The organism is Nonomuraea sp. NPDC050680 (assembly GCF_040654555.1).
GTDB lineage: Bacteria > Actinomycetota > Actinomycetes > Streptosporangiales > Streptosporangiaceae > Nonomuraea.
Window position 1 is genome coordinate 987,693 of sequence record NZ_JBFAIF010000001.1, and the last position, 17,601, is coordinate 1,005,293.

The following is a 17,601-nucleotide window of genomic DNA, read 5'->3' on the forward strand; positions in this document are numbered from 1 at the left end:
GGCGAGGACTCCGCCGTCAAGTCGAATCGCCGGTCTGACCTGCGACTTCTCCATCCGGATGAACCATGATGACGATGCCCCCGTATCTGATGAAAAGCGGGCTTTCCCGCCCACGTCTTCAATCCGGGAGGAGTTCCCGTATGGCGAATGCCTCGGGGAGCAAGCCATTCAGGCCATGGCTGGGAGTCGTTTCCCTAGTCGGAGGTGTCGCCCTCGTTCTGGCGGGTGGCCCGTTATCCGGGCAGTCGCGGAACATGGTGAACCTGTCCGCCAGTTCGGACACGATCACCTGCCCGAACGTGGCCGACAAACTGCCGGACATTCCCGCCCAGGCCCAAGCCGAAGTCGACCGTAACCTCAAACTCCTGCAAACACAGATCGACGAAGCCAACAACCGGCTCGTCACCTCAGCAGGGGAAGGCGGCCCCAACTTCGTACAGAACGCCATCCTCGGCCCCCTGGCCGACAAACGAACAGCCACCATCAACCGCATGGCCACAGCCATCGGACGAGTCGCCGACCGGCCCACCGGACTGGACGGCCTGGCCACCTGCAAGCTCGGCAACGGCGGCGGCGCGACCGCCCCCGCCACCCAGGACCCTGAGGCCTCGGAGCCCCCCACGTCGCCGCCGTCCGACGACGCGACCACGCCCCCCGCCACCGGCGGAGACAAGATCACCTGCCCGGACGTGGCGGGCAAGCTGCCGGACATTCCCGCCCAGGCCCAAGCCGAAGTCGACCGTAACCTCAAACTCCTGCAAACACAGATCGACGAAGCCAACAAGCGGCTCGTCACCTCAGCAGGGGAAGGCGGCGCCAACTTCGTACAGAATGCCATCCTCGGCCCCCTGGCCGACAAACGAACAGCCACCATCAACCGCATGGCCACAGCCATCGGACGAGTCGCCGACCGGCCCACCGGACTGGACGGCCTGGCCACCTGCAAGCTCGGCAACGGCGGCGCCGCGACCTCGAAGCCGAGCGCGAGCGCGAGCCCGAAGGCGGCGGCCGGGCCGACGGCCGACGACTTCGTCGACATCCAGTCGGTCTCCCCCGTGCAGCAGCCGCAGCGGGCCGCTTCCAGCGGCTCCTTCGTCTCCAGGTGCGGCACGCCCCAGGAGGGTCACGCCAACAGCGACAACGTCATCACCGCTCCAGGCGTGGCCAACGGCGCCCAGCAGCTGAACGACTACGTGGGCAATGTGTCCACTGACGCCTTCTCCACCAACGAGAGCCTGGCCGCCTCGGACACCACCTGCCGCGTCAGCGCCGACAAGTCGACGTACTTCTGGCCGGTCCTGCGGGTACGCGGGGCGGACGACAACGCCGGCACAGCCGTGCAGCCGGCCTTGGTGCAGCTGCAGTTCCGTGGCAACGCGATGTCGAAGGTCACGGCGGCGCCCCGCTTCCTCAGGCTGCTCACCGGCGACGCGCAGGCGGCGACCGGCGGCGGGCCCAGTGACACGGCGGCCAGTGACGCGCCCAGCGACACTGCCGGCGATGTGCCCACTGACCTGCCCACCGATGTGCCCACCGACCTGCCCGCTGACGTGCCTACCGACCTGCCCAGCGACACGGCCAGTGACGTGCCGAGCGACCTGCCCACTGACACGGCCAGTGCCACCGCCAGCGACAAGGCCAGTGCCAGTGCCAGTGCCGGCGACGCGGCTGGTGACGCGGCCAACGCCCGGCCCACGTGGAGCTGCACCGGCTTCGCCAACAGGCTGACCGACAAGTATCCGATCTGCCCGTCCGGCAGCAACCTCATGCGTGTCTTCGACATGCCCAGCTGCTGGGACGGCCAGAACCTCGACAGCGCGGACCACCGTACCCACGTCGTCTTCCCCGACGAGAACGGAGCCTGCCCGGCCGACACCCAGGCGGTGCCGCAGCTGCGCGTCACGCTCGTCTACGACGACGTGCCCAACACCCAGCCCGACGGTACGAACGTCCCCTTCGCGGTGGACAGCGTCCCCAGCGAAGGGAACAGCCCGAACACCGACCACGCGGGTGCCATCGAGGTGATGTCGAAGCAGCTCATGAACAACGTCGTGCGATGCATCAACAGCGGCAGGAGGTGCTGACCGGAAGGAGGAACGCGAAGGGCCACTCGAGGACTTGCTCGGGTGGCCCTTCGCGATCAGCGGCCGCTGATCGACCCGGTCAGTGCGCTCTGAGCTGCATATTCGGCCGGAATTGTGGCAGGGAACAGACATGACGGCCGGACCAGGCGGCTACCCCGAGGACTCGCGGTACCTTCCGATCGGAGAGCACGGGTTGATCGGTGACCTGCGCACGGTCGCGCTCGTGGGCACCAACGGCACCATCGACTGGTACTGCTGCCCGAGCTTCGACGCCCCCAGTGTGTTCGCCTCGATCCTGGACGCCGACAAGGGCGGGTCGTTCCAGCTGTTCGCCGACACCCCGGCCAAGACCAAGCAGTTCTACTTCCCCGACACCAATGTCCTGATCACCCGCTTCTTCGCGGTCGACGGGGTGGGCGAGATCCAGGACTTCATGCCGATCGAGGAAGACTCCGACGAGGTGGACCGGCACCGGTTGATCCGCCGGGTCTCCTGCGTTCGAGGCACTCTCCCGTTCCGCGCGCGGGTGGCTCCCCGCTTCGACTACGCCAGGGTGCCCCACACGGTCCATCAGCACGGGTCCCGGACGACGTTCGAGTCGGAGTCCCTGTCCCTCGCGCTGTCCGCCAGCGTGCCCATCGAAACCGACGGACGGGACGCGTGGGCGCGCTTCGAGCTCAAGGAAGGCGAGCACGCGGTGTTCGCCCTCGACCGGATCGGCGACGGGATCCCCCCACGGCCCTGCCCGATCGGGGAGGCGGAGGAGCAGTTCGCCGCCACCGTACGGTTCTGGCGGAAATGGCTGTCCGCCTCCCGCTACCGGGGCAGATGGCGGGAGGTCGTCCACCGTTCGGCCCTCACGCTGAAGCTGCTCACCTACGCGCCGACCGGCGGGATCGTCGCCGCGCCCACGACCAGCCTGCCCGAGCAGGTCAAGGGCGGACGCAACTGGGACTACCGCTACGTATGGGTACGCGACGCCGCGTTCTGCGTGTACGCGCTGCTCAGGCTCGGCTTCACCGAGGAGGCCGAAGCCTTCATGGGCTTCCTGTCCACGCACGTCCCGCTCACCGGCGTCAGCAATACGGGCCCGCTGCAGATCATGTACGGCATCGACGGCCGCAGCGAGCTGCCCGAATCCGAGCTGAACCATCTGGAGGGTTACCGGGGGTCCGCGCCGGTACGCGTGGGCAACGCCGCCGTCAACCAACTCCAGCTGGACATCTATGGAGCCCTCCTCGACTCCATCTACCTCTACAACAAATGGGGCAACCCCATCTCCAGCGACCGCTGGGAGCAGGTCTGCACGCTGGTGGACTGGGTCTGCGAGAACTGGGACCAGCCCGACGAAGGCATATGGGAGACCCGCGGCGGGCGCAAGGACTTCGTCTACTCACGGCTGATGTGCTGGGTGGCCATCGAACGCGCCATGCGCATGGCCGCGCATCGGGGGCTCCCCGCCGACATACCGCGCTGGCGGCGAGCCCGCGACACCATCTACCACCAGATCATGAAACACGGCTGGTCGACCTCGCTGCAGGCGTTCGTCCAGCACTTCGACGACGACGTCCTGGACGCGTCCATCCTGATGATGCCGCTGGCCAAGTTCGTCTCCCCCACCGATCCCAAGTGGCTGTCCACCCTCGACGCCCTCGGCCGCGAGCTGGTCTCCGACTCGCTGGTCTATCGCTACGACCCCGAAGCCAGCCCGGACGGGCTGGAGGGACCGGAAGGCACGTTCTCGATCTGCTCGTTCTGGTACGTCGAAGCCCTGGCCCGCGCCGGCCGCGTCGACGAAGCCCGCCTGGCCTTCGAGAAGATGCTCACCTACGCCAACCACCTGGGGCTGTACGCGGAAGAGATCGGCCACACCGGCGAGCAGCTCGGCAACTTCCCACAGGCCATCACCCATCTCGCGCTCATCAGCGCCGCCTTCAACCTCGACCACGCCCTCGGCTAGTGGCTCGTCTCGCATCGTTGACCGAGTAATCGACGTGCCGCCCGGCGGCCAGCAGACTATCTCGCCGAGCCGAAGAAGCTCCGCTACCGGCTGCTGCATGCAGCCGCTCGCATCACCCGGGGCGGTCGCCGCTTCCATCTGCGCATCTCCGCAACCTGGCCCTGGCGAAACGAGCTGACCAGCGCATTCGTAGGCCTCACAGCCCTGCCCCGGCCAGCCACCTGAAGCATGACAGCGCCCCTGCCCGCCCACCACCCGAGGAACCCTGGAGCACCCGATCCGCGCGTCGGGCCACGGCCATGCCCGCCGACGAAAAGCAACCGCACCACCACTGCACACCAGCTCAGACCGGCTCAGCCACTCGAAGCGAAACAGGGAGGCTAGGCGGATTCTTCGCCCGGCACCTTAGCGAGTTGCACACCGCGCAGGCTGAGCAGCACCAATCCAGCGCACCCGCAGACGAGCGCGATGTCGGCGACGTTACCCACGAACGGGCCATAGTCGATGAAGTCCACAACATGCCCGCGGCCCAGGCCGGGCTCGCGGAAGAGTCGGTCGCCCAGGTGGGATACCGCACCGCCGAGCAGCACGCCCAGCACGAGCGCCCAGCCCGCCGAGGCCAGTCGGCGTGCGGTGTAGAGAATGCCGACCACTGCCGCTGCCGTTGCCAGGGTGAACACCCATGTCGCCTCGATGCCTATGGAGAACGCGGCGCCAGGGTTGTACAGCAGCCGGAAGTAGATCAGAGGCGGGATCACGGCGACGCGCTCGCTGTCGGACAGCGCGGAGACCGCCCACAGTTTGGTGAGCTGGTCCGCGAGCAGGATTACCGCCGCCAGTATGAGCATCACGCTGTACAGTCGGCTTGAACCCCGCGCCAACCGCATCATCATGGCCTCCGTGCGTAGCGATATCCGAACCAAGATTCCCTGAGACTATCGGCCCCTTCGCCGTGGCAAGGTGCACGTTGCCGCCGTGGGGCAATCGGCTGAGCTCGTGGCTTGTCACGCAGCCTTGGCCGGGTATTCGGTCCACTGACGGATCGATGACTCGGGCGCGAAGCGGGTCTTCGGCTCGGCCCGGCTGTTCCGCCAGCCAACCAGGAGGCGTACAAGATGGGGAGTCAGCTGGGCCACGAGCAGGCGGCCCGCGAGACCTACCTCGACGGCGGATACGGCTCCGGCTACCAGCGCCACCTGCGCGAACACGACGACGCGTTGGGGCAGGCGATCTTGGGGGGACCGTTCAAGCTCTTCAACGACGGGCCCCTCGACTTCACCTGAGAGCCCCGACCAGCTGACGACGGTGGGGCGGGCGGTGCGGCCCGCCCCCTCTTCGTCAGCGGGCGTGCAGGCGGAAGGGCAGGCGGACGGTGATGAACTCGTCGTTGTCCGGCTGCCCCGCCGTCCGTCCGGACGAGAACGGGAAGTTGTTGTCGTTGAGGATGCCGAGCGTACGGTCGTCGAGGATCACGACGTCCTCGATGGTCTGGAACGGGAAGCGGAAGGTCTCCCCGAATCCGCCCAGGCCCTTGGGGTTGGCCAGGTCCAGCAGGTCGGCGGCGAGTGTCTTGTCCAGCGCGCCGTCGTGGTCGCGGTCGCGGGTGTCGGCCAGGTAGACGCGCTTGAGCTTGGCCGCGTCGCCCTGCTCGTTGTCCCGCTCGATGATGAGGAAGCGGTGCTCGTCCACCGCGATGGCGTCGCCGATCGCGTTGGACGGACTGTCCAGCTTGTACGTCCAGCGCTTGCCGGTGTACGCCCGCTTCCGGACGTCGAACTCGTTCAGCCGCAGCGTACCGGCCGGGTCTCCGCTGACCGTGCCCTCCAGCAGCGGATAGAGCCACCGGCCGTCGGCGGAACGGGCCATGCCTTCGAAGCCCTTGCTGCCGGCCAGATTCGGCGTCGCCCCGTTGAGGGTCGGGTTCTCCGGCGCCTTGACGCCGGGCAGCTCGATCGGCGCCTCCAGCAGCGTGCCGGTGGCGGAGAAGTGCAGCAGGAACGGGCCGAATTCATCGCCGATCCAGTACGTGCCGTCCGCCGCCCGGACGATCGACTCCACGTCGAAGTCGGCGCCGGTGAGCACCCGGTCCGCCCTGGTCAGCGGCCACGAGACCCGGCCGCGCGGGTCTGACAGGTTGAACCCGCCCAGCACCTGGACGGTGCCCGCCTTGAAGTCCGGCCTGATCCGGTGCACGCGCAGCAGGAAGTCGGCGCTGTTGTTCTTGCCGCCGTACCCGTTGTCGGACAGCACGTCGAAGCTGCCGTCGCCGCGCCGGACGACGCCGCTGAACCCCTGGACCGGCTGGCCGGCGAAGGGCGGGGTGACGCCGTTGATCGGGGTGGTGCCGATCTGGGAGCCGGAGGGCTCGCTGCCGGGCACGAAGGTCTGCGCCGGGAGCGCGGCGAACCCGGTCAGTGTGGCGCGGCCCGTGCCGTCCCGCGCGCCGTCCTGTGCGGCGGCGTAGGAGGCGGGACCGGTCGTGGGGGCGAGGCTCACGGCCAGCAGGGCCGCGCCCACCGCGAGGGAGATGCGTTTCATGACCGGCACGCTAGGAGCGTCACATGACGTGGTTCCAAACGCAGTGCGTACGAATCATTCACTTTCAGGCGAGCAAGACGATCAATCGGGATGCCGGTTCTTCCTTGAGCGTTCACCATAAGGACGGAGTGCGGGGTGCCACCCTTTCCCGCGACGCAATTGGGTCAGCCCTGCAGACGTCAACGTTGGAGGCGATGTCCCATGTCCGCACCTGTCTCTCGCCGTTCCTTCCTCGGCCGCAGCGCCGCTGGTGGCCTCGGCATAGTGTTCGCCGGCAGCATCGAGGCGATCGCCGGGCCCGCCGCGTTCGCGGCCACGCGGCCCCCGCTCGGCTACGGCCCATTGGTCGCCGATCCGGCCGGGGTGCTGGCCCTGCCCGCCGGGTTCTCGTACCGGATCGTCGCGGAGGCGGGGGTGACGCTGCTGGAGAGCGGCGAGCCGACGCCGAGCGACGCCGACGGGACGGCGAGCTTCACCCGCGGCAAGGGCGCGGGGCATGAAGGCGAAGGCGACGCCGAGCTCGGGCGTGGCCGAGGTGGCGCCACGCTGGTCAACAACCACGAGATCGGCGGCAGCGAGCCGTACCGGGTGCCCGCGTTGCCCGGCCTCACCTACGATCCGGGCGCGGGCGGTGGCACGACCAACATCGACGTGGACGCGCACGGCGTACGGATCCGCGAATACGTCAGCCTGGCCGGCACGCACAACAACTGCGCGGGCGGCAAGACCCCCTGGAACACCTGGCTGACCTGCGAGGAGACCGAGCAGCGGGCCGGTGGCGCCTTCCAGAAGGACCACGGCTACGTCTTCGAGGTCGACCCGTTCGACCGGCAGGCCAACCAGGACCCGGTGCCGCTGAAGTTCCTCGGCCGTTACTCGCACGAGGCCGTCGCCGTCGACCCGAAGACGTCGGCGATCTACCTGACCGAGGACGCCTCCGGCCCGAACGGGCTCTACTACCGCTGGACGCCGCCGAAGGGGTTCCACGGCGGCAAGGGCGCGCTGCGGGAGCTGGCCCTCTCCGACGGCGGTGCGACCGCGGGCAATCTGGAGGCGCTGAGCTGCTATCGCGACGGCACGCACGTCGCCGACCTGTCGGAGGCCACCTCCCCCGGCACCCGCTACCAGGTCCGGTGGGTGGAGGTGCCCGAACGCGACGCTCGCGTCCAGTCCGTACGCACCCAGCTGCCCAACGACCAGGTCACCCGCAGCCGCAAGCTGGAGGGCGCCTGGTGGGCGGACGGCGGCGCCTACTTCGTCGCGAGCTACGCCCGCCACACCGACGGCAGCGTCAACGAGCACGACGGCCAGGTGTGGTTCTACGACCCGCGCCACCAGACGGTCACGCTGAAGACCATCTTCGGCGTCAACCCCGACCCCACCCAGGACACGAACTACGACGGGCCGGACAACATCACCGTCTCGCCGTACGGAGGAGTCATCCTCGCCGAGGACGGAGAGGGCATCCAGCACCTGGTGGGCGTCACCGCGCAGGGCAAGGCGTACCCGATGGCGCGCAACGACCTCAACGACAGCGAGTTCACCGGCCCCACCTTCAGCGCCGACGGGCGGATCCTGTTCGCCAACATCCAGAGCCCCGGCCACGTCCTGGCGATCACCGGCCCGTGGCGCCGTCCGTCCAACACCGACTGAACCAGTTCGGCCGTGATGCGGAGACCGGGCTTCGTTACCCGGTCTCCGCTGGGAGTTCACGGCCGGTTCACCACGTGCGCCTAACGTCCAGCTCCTCGCACGCGCTGATCGGCGCGGTCTGGGTCGGCGCCGGGATGCGCGGCGTCCACTTCGACACGGTGCTGCAGAAGCTCCTCATCCCGGCGCCGGCCTCGCCGCTGATCGCCGGGTTCGTCGCCATGACCGCCACCTGCCTGGCCTACACGATCACCGCCCGCGCCCAGCATCTTCGTCGCCCGGGGACCCGCGAACTCCGCCGGCACGGTGAATGTCACCAAGGGGCTCGGCTCGGCGCCCAGCCCGTGCAGGCCGCAGGCCGACTCGTGCGACAGGACGGCGTCCTCATGAAGGGATCGCGACCGCTCCTAGCGGAAACTCTCCGGCATGATCGCCAGCCAGGGGCCTCCGCGGCTGGTGGTCACGGGCATACACGCAGGTCAGGAGTTTGAAGCCGGTGGAGCTGGCCATGCTGAGCGTAGGGGCGAAGGGGGACTCATGGCGGTGACGACGCTGACGCAGGCGACGGTGACGAGCCTGTCGGAGCAGGTGGCGGTCCCCTCCTACGACCGGTCGCGGCTCACGACCGGCATCGTGCACTTCGGGGTCGGCGGATTCCACCGCGCGCATCAGGCGATGTACCTCGACCGGCTGATGAACCAGGGCAAGGCGTTCGACTGGGCGATCTGCGGGGTCGGGGTCCTGCCCGGCGACGCGCGGATGCGCGAGGCGCTGACCGCGCAGGACGGCCTCTACACCCTCGTACTGAAGCACCCTGACGGAACGCGCGAAGCCCGCGTCATCGGCTCGATCATCGAGTATCTCTTCGCCCCGGACGATCCGGAGGCGGTCATCGAGAGGATGGCCGACCCGGCCGTACGTGTCGTGTCGCTCACCGTCACCGAAGGTGGCTACAACATCCACCCCGTCACCGGTGAGTTCGACCCGGAGTCGCCGGCGATCCGCGCGGACCTTGCTCCCGGCGCGCGCCCGGCCACGGTGTTCGGCCTGGTCACCGAGGCGCTGCGGCGGCGGCGCGCTCGGGGCGTGACGCCGTTCACGGTCATGTCGTGCGACAACATCCAGGGGAACGGCGACGTGGCCCGCCGTACCTTCACGGCCTTCGCCCGGCTCGCCGACCCCGAGCTCGCCGCCTGGATGGAGCGTGAGGTCGCCTTCCCCAACTCCATGGTCGACCGCATCACCCCGGCCACCACCGACGAGGATCGCGAGGCCGTGGCCCGGCGGTTCGGGGTGCGGGACGAGTGGCCGGTCATCTGCGAGCCGTTCACGCAATGGGTGCTGGAGGAGCACTTCCCCGGTGGCCGGCCGCCGCTGGAGGAGGTGGGGGTGCAGGTCGTCGCGGATGTCGAGCCGTACGAGCTGATGAAGCTGCGCCTGCTCAACGCCGGGCACCAGGCGCTGGCCTACTTCGGCTTCCTCAGCGGCCACCGCTACGTCCACGAGGCCGCGGCCGACCCGGCGATCGCGGCGTTCCTGCTCGACTACATGGACATCGAGGCCACTCCCACGCTGCGGCCGGTGCCGGGCGTCGATCTGGACCTCTACAAGCGGACATTGATCGAGCGTTTCTCCAACTCCGAGGTACGCGACACGCTCGCGCGGCTGTGCGCCGAGTCCTCGGACCGGATCCCGAAGTGGCTGCTTCCCGTCGTGCGCGAGCAGCTGGCCAAGGGCGGCGCGGTGACCCGTTCGGCCGCCGTGGTGGCCAGCTGGGCGCGGTATGCCGAGGGCGTCGACGAGTCGGGGGCGCCCATCGCGATCGTCGATCGCCTGAAGGACCGGTTGACGGCCATCGCGCGAACGCAGCGCCAGGACCCTACGGCGTTCATCGCGAATCGGGAGCTCTTCGGTGATCTCATCGATGACGAGCGGTTCGTCCGGCCGTATCTGCGCGCGCTGGAGTCGCTGCGCGCCAAAGGCGCCCGCGCCACTGTTCGGGAGCTCGCGGAGCATCGCACCTGACAATTTTACTTAACTCATGAAAGCCAAAATATCCCCTTATTTCCGCGAAAATCTCACATATGAGTTTTCAAGCAATGTCGATAAGGGATAAACCTAGTCTTATCGCCCTTTTCTTAAGTTCAGGGGGTGAAGAGGCGGTGAACTATCCACCTCAACCTCAACCTCAACCGAGCAGGCGCGACATTCTTCGTGGAGCCGTGGCCGCCGGGGCGGCGGTGACCCTCGGCGCGGGGCTGAGCGCATGTGGATCTCGCGGCGACGTGGCGCGAGCCGGCACCGGCGACCAGTGGCGCCAGTTCCAGGGCGCCACCCTGAACTTCATCTCGGAGAACACCGCCCCCACCGCCGCCATCGCCGCCAACACCAAGCCGTTCACCGACCTGACCGGGATCAACGTCAACATCGTCACCCTTGAGCTGACCGCCCTGGTCCAGCGGGTCGCCCTGGACCTGGCCTCGGGCCGGGCCCAGTACCAGGTGATCTACGCCGACCCCTACCAGGTGCTCGCTCCGTACCAGCGCGGGCTGGTGGACCTGCGCACGCTGGAGGCGAACCCGAACCTGCCCCGCCTGCCCGGCGGCATCGGCGACTTCATCCCCGTCCAGATGGACGCCGCCGGCCGGTTCGTCGATCCCGCGGCGTACTACGCCCTGCCCTATGACGCGCCGACGATGATCTGGCAGTACCGGCAGGACCTGTTCGCCAAGTACCACGACCGCATGGCCCACGACCTCGGGTTCGACCCCACTCCGGGCGGCGACCGGACCTGGGAGGAGTACTTCCGAATCGCCCAGTGGTTCAACAAGAACGCCACCTCCGACGTCAAGTACGGCACCGGACACCAGGCCAGGCAGCACGACTCCCTCATGAACGACTTCAGCAACGTGCTGTGGTCCTACGGCGGCGCCTACTTCGACCACGGCAAGGAAGTGGGCCGTCTGGGATCGCGGGATCCGGGACCGTGCCGGCTCGACTCCGAGGCCGCCATCGCGGGCGCGGAGTTCTACAACCGGCTGCTGTCCATCGCCGACCCGGCCTCCAAGACGTGGGACTGGGACGGCGTCGGCGCTGCCTTCCGCGCGGGCCGGCTGGCGATGTGCCCGAACTGGCATGAGTTCGCGGCCAGCAACGAGCTGGTGCTGCCCGGCAAGGTCGGCTACGCGGTGCTGCCCAAGGGCCCGGTCGCCACGGCCAACATGTACGGCGGCACCGGGGTCGGGATCAGCGCCAACACGATGCCCAACGAGCGCGGCGCCGCCTGGCTGTTCCTCGTCTGGGCCACCTCCCCCGAGACGCAGCTGGCCAACCTGAAGAGCAAGGCCGGTGGCGGCACCCCCACGCGTACGTCCGTCTACGAGATGCCCGAAGTGCGCGCGGCCGAGAAGCGGCCGTCGTCGATGCCCAACATGCTCACGGCCGCCGCGGTACGGGAAGCCTGGACGCCCGAGCGGATCGGTCTGCGGCCCAAGATCCCTATGTGGAACGAGTGCAACACCGCGATCTTCACCCAGCTGTCCACGATGCTCAGCGGGGCGGAGTCACCGGCGGACGCGATGCGTTCGATCAAGTCCCGGGTGGACCGGATCGTGGCGCGAGGGTGGGTGGCCTAAATGGCGGAGGCAACGGTACGCGGCTCGGCCCAGCCGAAGAGCGCCGGACGCAAGGAGCCGCGGGTCGGCTTCGAAGGCTGGATGATGGCCCCGGGCCTGCTGCTGCTGGCCGCGCTGTCGATCGTGCCCTTCATCGCCCTGATCGCGATGAGCTTCTCCCGGGTCCGGCTGCTGGGCGGGGTCAAGCTCGACCTGGCGGGCCTCAGCAACTGGGCGCGTTTCTTCACCGACGCGGACATGTGGCTGTCCTGGCTGCGGACGATCATCTTCTTCGTGCTCACCGTGGGGCTGGAGATGGTCCTGGGGATCGGCATCGCCCTGTGCCTGTTCCGTGTGCTGCGCGGCCGCAACATCCTGCTCGGCCTGCTGCTGCTGCCGATGTTCGCGGCGCCGTCGATCGTCGGCCTGCTGGGCCGCTACCTCACCGACTCCACGTTCGGGCTCTACGCGTGGGTGCTGCGCGGGCTCGGGTACAGCGGCGACATCCTCGGCGCCCCGGTCAGCGCCTTCGCCGCCGTCGTGCTCATGGACGTGTGGGAGTGGACCCCGCTGATCGCCCTGATCACCCTGGCCGGGCTGTCCAGCGTGCCGCAGTCGGTGCGGGAGGCCGCCGCCGTCGACGGCGCCCGGGGCTGGATGACGCTGCGCTACATCCTCTTCCCCGCGATCTCCAATGTGCTGCTCGTCGCGCTGCTGATCCGCTCCATGGACGCCATCCGCTACTTCGACATCATCTGGGTCACCACCAACGGCGGCCCCGCGGACGCGACCAAGATCGTGCCGGTCCGGCTGTACGAGACCGCGTTCCGCTTCTTCGACCTGGGCTACGCCGCCGCCATCGGCCTGGCGATGCTGGCCTTCTCGATCTTCATCGCCCGTACCTTCGTCCGGCTGCTGGACGTGAGGGGGTTGACCCGATGAGCACCTCGATGACACCGCCGGCGTCGCCCATGCCTCCGGAGACCCTTCCCGGCGAGGACACCCGGCCACCGGTCACCGCCGCCCCGCGCGGCGAGGCCCAGTCGCCGCTGGAGGAGAGCAGCCGGCGTACGCGGTGGCTGGTGACGCTGCTCATCGTGGTGGCGCTGCTCTGGACGCTGGTCCCGCTGATCTGGATGCTGATGTCGTCGTTCAAGAACGCCGAGGCCGTGACGGCGGCCACGCCGCAGTTCTTCTTCTCGCCGACCCTGGACAACTACCGCAACCTGTTCACCGGTGCCAACAACCTCGGGCCGTACATCGTGCACAGCGTGCTCGCCGCCGGGATCTCCGCGCTGCTCGCGGTCGGCCTGGGCGCGCTGGCCGGGTACGGCCTGGCGCGCACCCACATGCGCGGGAAGAAACACCTGGCCTTCTGGATCATCTCCACCCGTATGGCGCCCATCGCGGCGGTCGTGGTGCCGCTGTTCCTCATCTTCCGCGGGCTCGGCCTCATCGACTCGATTCCCGGGCTGATCCTGGCCTACCTGACCTTCAACCTGCCCTTCGCCATCTGGCTGATGAGCGCCTTCTTCGCCGAGGTGCCCTCGTCGCTGGAGGAGTCGGCGCTCGTCGCCGGCTGCTCCCGCTGGCAGGCCTTCTGGATGGTCATCCTGCCGCTCACCAAGTCGGGGCTGGTCACCACGTTCATCCTGTGCCTGGTCTTCGCCTGGAACGACTACGCCTTCGCCGTGGTCTTCTCCGGGCCGAACTCCCAGACGCTGCCCATCGCCGCCTCCCAGCTGGTCACGCAGACGGGCATCGACTGGGGGCAGCTCACCGCGATCGGCACGATCGTGGTCGTGCCGATGATGCTCGCCGGGCTCGCCGTGCGCCGCTGGCTGGTCACCGGACTCACCCTCGGCGCCATCACCGGGGAGTAGGTGAGGCTATGCGCGCGGCCGTACTGCACGGCATCGGCAAGATCCTGCTGGAGGAGCGTCCCCGGCCCGAGCCCGGTCCCCGGGAGGTGCTGGTACGGGTCTCTTCGGTCGGTACCTGTGGCTCCGACGTGCACTATTACGAACACGGCCGCATCGGCGACTTCGTGGTGGAATCGCCGCTGGTGCTGGGCCACGAGCCGGCCGGCACCGTGATCGTCAGCGGGCCGGGCGTCGGCCGTGAGCTGGTGGGGCAGCGCGTCTCGGTGGAGCCGGGTACGCCCGACTTCACCTGCCACCAATGCCGGGCCGGCCGGTACAACCTCTGCCCGAGCATGCGGTTCTTCGGCACCCCGCCGATCGACGGCGCCTTCTGCGAGTACGTCGTCGTACGCGAGGAGTTCGTCTACCCGGTCCCCGACAGCCTGTCCGATGACGCCGCCGCCCTGATCGAGCCGCTGTCGGTGGGCGTGTGGGCCTGCCGGAAGGCCCGGGTCGCGCCGGGCACCCGCGTGCTGGTCACCGGCGCCGGCCCGGTGGGGCTGCTGTGCATGCAGACCGCCCTGGCCTTCGGCGCCACCGACGTCCTGGTCACCGACGTGAATCCCGTACGGCTCAGGGTGGCCCGCGACCTGGGCGCGAGCGAGACCCTCGACGTGCGCGAGAATCCCCTGTCCGACGCCGGGTTCGAGCCCGACGTGCTGCTCGAATGCTCGGGTCAGCCGGCCGCGATCGGGCCGGCCATCCGCGCTGTCGGACGGGCCGGGCGGGTCGTCCTCGTCGGCATGGGCGGGGATGAGATCCCGCTGCCGCTGGCCCACGTACAGACCCGCGAGCTCGAGGTGACGGGCACGTTCCGCTACGCCGGCACCTGGCCGGCGGCCATCGCGTTGGCCGCCGCGGGCCGCGTCCAGCTGGACGCGCTGGTGACCGGCCACTACGGCCTGGCCGAGGTCGAGCAGGCGCTCACGGCCGGCGCCCGTGACCCCGAGCTGGTCAAAGCCGTCGTCCGGCCGCAGGAGTGAGTTTAGGGGAGATCATGTCCAGAGTTCTTTACGACGAGGCGACCAGGGTCTATCCCGGAACCGAGCGGCCCGCGGTCGACGCGCTCGACCTCGACATCCATGACGGTGAGTTCCTGGTCCTCGTCGGGCCGTCGGGGTGCGGGAAGTCCACCTCCTTGCGCATGCTCGCCGGGCTGGAACGGGTCGACGGCGGGCGCATCGCCATCGGTGACCGTGACGTCACCCACCTGGCGCCGCGTGACCGGGACATCGCGATGGTGTTCCAGAACTACGCGCTCTATCCGCACATGTCGGTGGCCGACAACATGGGCTTCGCGCTGCGGGTGATGAAGGCGCCCAAGGAGGAGATCGACCGCCGGGTCCGGGAGGCCGCCGGCCTGCTCGACCTGACCGAGTTCCTCGACCGGAAGCCCAAGGCGCTCTCCGGCGGGCAGCGGCAGCGCGTGGCCATGGGCCGGGCGATCGTCCGCGAGCCGAAGGTGTTCCTCATGGACGAGCCGCTGTCCAACCTGGACGCCAAGCTCCGGGTGCAGACCCGCACCCAGATCGCCGCCCTGCAGCGCAGGCTCGGCGTGACGACCGTCTATGTCACCCACGACCAGGTCGAGGCCATGACCATGGGCGACCGGGTCGCCGTACTCAAGGACGGGGTACTCCAGCAGGTCGACACGCCGTTGCGGCTCTACCAGCACCCGGCCAACGTCTTCGTCGCCGGCTTCATCGGCTCGCCGTCGATGAACCTCGCCGAGTACCCGGTCCAGGGCGACGAGGCGATCCTCGACGACACGCGGGTGCAGCTGAGCCGCGAGACGATCCAGGCGCTCAAGGAGGAGGGCGGCGACCGCGTCATCCTGGGCTTCCGGCCGGAGGGCGTCGAGGTGGTGGGCGAGGGCACGCCGGGCAGCTTCCCCGTCACTGTCACCGTCGTGGAGGAACTCGGCTCGGACGCCTTCCTCTACGGCCAGTACGCCGACACGACCGACCCGGCCCGCCTCACCCAGACCGTCATCGCCCGCGTCGACCCCAACATGCCCCCGGCCAAAGGTGAACGGGTCCGGCTGCGCATCCTGCCGGGCAAGGAACGCCTCTTCTCGGCGGCCACCGGCCGGCGACTGCCCGCCTGACCGGCGGCTTTGCCGACCGCGGCCATGCTGACCGGCGGCCTTGCCGACCGCGGCCATGCTGACCGGCGGCCTTGCCGACCGGCGGCCATGCTGACCGGCGGCTCGCCCGAGGTCGCCGGGCGGTCAGCCGATCGTCGCGCCGGACTTCTGGTCGGTGGCGCCCGGCACCGGGGCGGACGGGTCGGATCCGAGATCAACGATCCGGTTGCGCCCGTCGACGTGGACGACGGACGGGACGTACGACTTGACCTCGCTCTCGTCCACCTGCCGGTAGCTCATGATGATGACGAGGTCATCCGGGGACACGAGGTGGGCGGCGGCGCCGTTGATGCCGATCACGCCCGAACCCGCCGGCCCTTCGATGACGTAGGTCGTCAGCCGGGAGCCGTTGGTGATGTCGACGACGTGGACCTGCTCGCCCTGCACGAGGTCGGCCGCGTCCATGAGGACTCTGTCGATCGTGATCGATCCGACGTAGTGCAGGTCGGCCTGGGTCACGGTGGCCCTGTGGATCTTTCCGCCGAGCAGGGTGCGCTGCATGTCCATGCCCTCCCAAGAGTCAGTAAAAGTTAGGTAATGCTATCCTAAGTAAATCCATCGACTCCCGCCTGTGCACCCCCCGGCCAGCGGTCACCGAGACGCCGGAGGACACAGAGACAAGGAACTCAGATGACTCCTCCCGGCACCATCCGTCCCTGGAACGCCACGGCGATCGCCGTGGCGTGCGTCCTCATGGTGAGTTCGCTGATCTCGTGTTCGAGCTCCGCGCAGGCCCCGAAGCCCACGGCGGCGGCCGATCCGGCCTTCCCCGTGTCCATCGACCACAAGTTCGGGTCCACCACGATCAAGTCGCGGCCCGCCCGGGTGGTCACCGTCGGGTGGAACGACCAGGACTACGCCCTCGCCCTCGGCGTCGTGCCGGTGAGCACGCGGCAGTGGTTCGACGAGTACCTCACCTATCCGTGGGTCAGGACGGCGCTGGGCGGCAAGCCCCTGCCCACGTTCTCGGCGGAGATCAACTTCGAGGCCATCATCAAGCAGCGGCCCGACCTGATCATCGCGATCTACGAGACGGTCAACAAGCAGACGTACGACAAGCTCTCGCAGATCGCCCCGACGGTGATTCAGTCCAGCGCGTATCCGGACGAGCAGACGCCGTGGGACGTCCAGACGCTCACCACGGGTAAGGCGCTGGGCAAGTCCGCGCAGGCGCAGGCCCTCGTCGACAAGGTCAACGGCAAGATCGCCGCGGCGAAGCAGGCGCATCCCGAGTTCGCCGGGAAGGTTCTGGTGGTGGACTACGGGCCCGAGAACGGGCAGCACTACCTGATCCCGGGCCGCGACCCGCGGCGGGCGCTGTTCGACGCGCTCGGCTTCGCCGCCCAAAGCCAGAGCGGCGACATCAGCGAGGAGCGGCTGGACCTGCTCGACAAGGACGTGCTGTTCGTCAACGGCTCGACCAAGGCGAAGATGACCTCCTCGCCGGTCTTCTCCCGGCTGAACGTGGTCAAGACCGACCGGGCCATTTATACGGACTTCTCCACTCCGCTCGGGGGCGCGTTGTCGTACAGCGGGCCGGACGCGCTGCTCTACGCGCTCGACGTGCTCGTGCCCCAGCTGGCGAACGCGGCCGACATGAAGCCGTCGACCGCGATCACCGACCTGTCCAACGTCACCTGACCGGTCCTCACCCGTATCCCACCTCAGCTCCCACCTCGGTCGGCTC

Annotated in this window: 15 protein-coding genes and 1 pseudogene; 12 read left to right on the top strand and 4 right to left on the bottom strand. The window is 68.8% G+C overall.

The window, feature by feature from the left end; translation table 11 throughout:
- Nucleotides 1-254 precede the first annotated feature (254 nt).
- The 3 genes and pseudogenes from AB0H88_RS04635 to AB0H88_RS04645 form a co-directional block, all read left to right on the top strand.
- Nucleotides 255-2,084, top strand: coding sequence for a DUF1996 domain-containing protein (locus AB0H88_RS04635; RefSeq protein ID WP_357641246.1), 1,830 nt, complete (start codon nucleotides 255-257; stop codon nucleotides 2,082-2,084).
- A gap of 130 nt (nucleotides 2,085-2,214) precedes the next feature.
- Nucleotides 2,215-4,044, top strand: a complete 1,830-nt coding sequence (locus AB0H88_RS04640; protein ID WP_357641248.1) for a glycoside hydrolase family 15 protein — start codon at nucleotides 2,215-2,217, stop codon at nucleotides 4,042-4,044.
- A gap of 63 nt (nucleotides 4,045-4,107) precedes the next feature.
- Nucleotides 4,108-4,269: pseudogene (locus tag AB0H88_RS04645) on the top strand (IS1380 family transposase); the annotation flags it as partial.
- 155 nt (nucleotides 4,270-4,424) lie between these two features.
- Here AB0H88_RS04645 and AB0H88_RS04650 read toward each other — a convergent pair.
- Nucleotides 4,425-4,937 (bottom strand): signal peptidase II, encoded by a 513-nt coding sequence (locus AB0H88_RS04650; RefSeq protein WP_357641250.1) that lies wholly within the window; start codon nucleotides 4,935-4,937, stop codon nucleotides 4,425-4,427.
- A gap of 222 nt (nucleotides 4,938-5,159) precedes the next feature.
- Here AB0H88_RS04650 and AB0H88_RS04655 point away from each other — a divergent pair, with 222 nt between their 5' ends.
- Nucleotides 5,160-5,327 carry a hypothetical protein gene (locus AB0H88_RS04655; protein ID WP_357641252.1) on the top strand — a complete coding sequence of 56 codons (168 nt, stop codon included), beginning with the start codon at nucleotides 5,160-5,162 and terminating at the stop codon, nucleotides 5,325-5,327.
- 55 nt (nucleotides 5,328-5,382) lie between these two features.
- Here AB0H88_RS04655 and AB0H88_RS04660 read toward each other — a convergent pair whose 3' ends face one another.
- Entirely contained in the window at nucleotides 5,383-6,582 is a 1,200-nt protein-coding gene (locus AB0H88_RS04660; protein ID WP_357641254.1) for an esterase-like activity of phytase family protein, read from the bottom strand.
- A gap of 201 nt (nucleotides 6,583-6,783) precedes the next feature.
- Between AB0H88_RS04660 and AB0H88_RS04665 the strand changes: the two genes are divergently transcribed.
- Nucleotides 6,784-8,235 carry an alkaline phosphatase PhoX gene (locus AB0H88_RS04665; protein ID WP_357641255.1) on the top strand — a complete coding sequence of 484 codons (1,452 nt, stop codon included), beginning with the start codon at nucleotides 6,784-6,786 and terminating at the stop codon, nucleotides 8,233-8,235.
- Nucleotides 8,236-8,302: 67 nt separating this feature from the next.
- On the opposite strand, the gene AB0H88_RS04670 is transcribed toward AB0H88_RS04665, so the two are convergent.
- Entirely contained in the window at nucleotides 8,303-8,455 is a 153-nt protein-coding gene (locus AB0H88_RS04670) for a hypothetical protein (protein WP_357641257.1), read from the bottom strand.
- A gap of 314 nt (nucleotides 8,456-8,769) precedes the next feature.
- Here AB0H88_RS04670 and AB0H88_RS04675 point away from each other — a divergent pair, with 314 nt between their 5' ends.
- The 6 genes from AB0H88_RS04675 to ugpC all read left to right on the top strand — a co-directional run bounded on the left by AB0H88_RS04675 (nucleotide 8,770) and on the right by ugpC (nucleotide 15,875).
- A complete protein-coding gene (locus tag AB0H88_RS04675; RefSeq protein WP_357641259.1) occupies nucleotides 8,770-10,257 on the top strand; it encodes a mannitol dehydrogenase family protein in 1,488 nt (495 codons plus the stop codon).
- A gap of 197 nt (nucleotides 10,258-10,454) precedes the next feature.
- Nucleotides 10,455-11,867 (top strand): extracellular solute-binding protein, encoded by a 1,413-nt coding sequence (locus AB0H88_RS04680; RefSeq protein ID WP_357641261.1) that lies wholly within the window; start codon nucleotides 10,455-10,457, stop codon nucleotides 11,865-11,867.
- Nucleotides 11,868-12,788 (top strand): sugar ABC transporter permease, encoded by a 921-nt coding sequence (locus AB0H88_RS04685; protein WP_357641263.1) that lies wholly within the window; start codon nucleotides 11,868-11,870, stop codon nucleotides 12,786-12,788.
- Complete coding sequence (locus tag AB0H88_RS04690) at nucleotides 12,785-13,729, top strand: carbohydrate ABC transporter permease (RefSeq protein ID WP_357641265.1); 945 nt, start codon at nucleotides 12,785-12,787, stop codon at nucleotides 13,727-13,729. The genes AB0H88_RS04685 and AB0H88_RS04690 overlap by 4 nt, the downstream gene beginning before the upstream one ends.
- An 8-nt stretch (nucleotides 13,730-13,737) precedes the next feature.
- Nucleotides 13,738-14,751: an NAD(P)-dependent alcohol dehydrogenase gene (locus AB0H88_RS04695; protein WP_357641267.1), complete on the top strand. Its 1,014-nt coding sequence runs from the start codon at nucleotides 13,738-13,740 to the stop codon at nucleotides 14,749-14,751.
- A gap of 14 nt (nucleotides 14,752-14,765) precedes the next feature.
- Complete coding sequence (gene ugpC / locus AB0H88_RS04700) at nucleotides 14,766-15,875, top strand: sn-glycerol-3-phosphate ABC transporter ATP-binding protein UgpC (protein WP_357641269.1); 1,110 nt, start codon at nucleotides 14,766-14,768, stop codon at nucleotides 15,873-15,875.
- A 123-nt stretch (nucleotides 15,876-15,998) separates the two neighbouring features.
- Here the strand turns inward: ugpC and panD are convergent, their stop codons facing one another.
- Nucleotides 15,999-16,415, bottom strand: a complete 417-nt coding sequence (gene panD / locus AB0H88_RS04705; protein ID WP_357642002.1) for an aspartate 1-decarboxylase — start codon at nucleotides 16,413-16,415, stop codon at nucleotides 15,999-16,001.
- A gap of 129 nt (nucleotides 16,416-16,544) precedes the next feature.
- Here panD and AB0H88_RS04710 point away from each other — a divergent pair, with 129 nt between their 5' ends.
- Nucleotides 16,545-17,555, top strand: coding sequence for an ABC transporter substrate-binding protein (locus tag AB0H88_RS04710; RefSeq protein ID WP_357641271.1), 1,011 nt, complete (start codon nucleotides 16,545-16,547; stop codon nucleotides 17,553-17,555).
- Nucleotides 17,556-17,601 lie beyond the last annotated feature (46 nt).

Excerpts from the sequence above, each read along its gene's own strand:
- AB0H88_RS04635 (WP_357641246.1), top strand. The coding sequence starts at position 255 with ATGGTGAACCTGTCCGCCAGTTCGGACACGATCACCTGCCCGAACGTG.
- AB0H88_RS04640 (WP_357641248.1), top strand. The coding sequence starts at position 2,215 with ATGACGGCCGGACCAGGCGGCTACCCCGAGGACTCGCGGTACCTTCCG.
- AB0H88_RS04650 (WP_357641250.1), bottom strand. The coding sequence starts at position 4,937 with ATGATGATGCGGTTGGCGCGGGGTTCAAGCCGACTGTACAGCGTGATG.
- AB0H88_RS04655 (WP_357641252.1), top strand. The coding sequence starts at position 5,160 with ATGGGGAGTCAGCTGGGCCACGAGCAGGCGGCCCGCGAGACCTACCTC.
- AB0H88_RS04660 (WP_357641254.1), bottom strand. The coding sequence starts at position 6,582 with ATGAAACGCATCTCCCTCGCGGTGGGCGCGGCCCTGCTGGCCGTGAGC.
- AB0H88_RS04665 (WP_357641255.1), top strand. The coding sequence starts at position 6,784 with ATGTCCGCACCTGTCTCTCGCCGTTCCTTCCTCGGCCGCAGCGCCGCT.
- AB0H88_RS04670 (WP_357641257.1), bottom strand. The coding sequence starts at position 8,455 with ATGGCGACGAACCCGGCGATCAGCGGCGAGGCCGGCGCCGGGATGAGG.
- AB0H88_RS04675 (WP_357641259.1), top strand. The coding sequence starts at position 8,770 with ATGGCGGTGACGACGCTGACGCAGGCGACGGTGACGAGCCTGTCGGAG.
- AB0H88_RS04685 (WP_357641263.1), top strand. The coding sequence starts at position 11,868 with ATGGCGGAGGCAACGGTACGCGGCTCGGCCCAGCCGAAGAGCGCCGGA.
- AB0H88_RS04690 (WP_357641265.1), top strand. The coding sequence starts at position 12,785 with ATGAGCACCTCGATGACACCGCCGGCGTCGCCCATGCCTCCGGAGACC.
- AB0H88_RS04695 (WP_357641267.1), top strand. The coding sequence starts at position 13,738 with ATGCGCGCGGCCGTACTGCACGGCATCGGCAAGATCCTGCTGGAGGAG.
- ugpC (WP_357641269.1), top strand. The coding sequence starts at position 14,766 with ATGTCCAGAGTTCTTTACGACGAGGCGACCAGGGTCTATCCCGGAACC.
- panD (WP_357642002.1), bottom strand. The coding sequence starts at position 16,415 with ATGCAGCGCACCCTGCTCGGCGGAAAGATCCACAGGGCCACCGTGACC.
- AB0H88_RS04710 (WP_357641271.1), top strand. The coding sequence starts at position 16,545 with ATGACTCCTCCCGGCACCATCCGTCCCTGGAACGCCACGGCGATCGCC.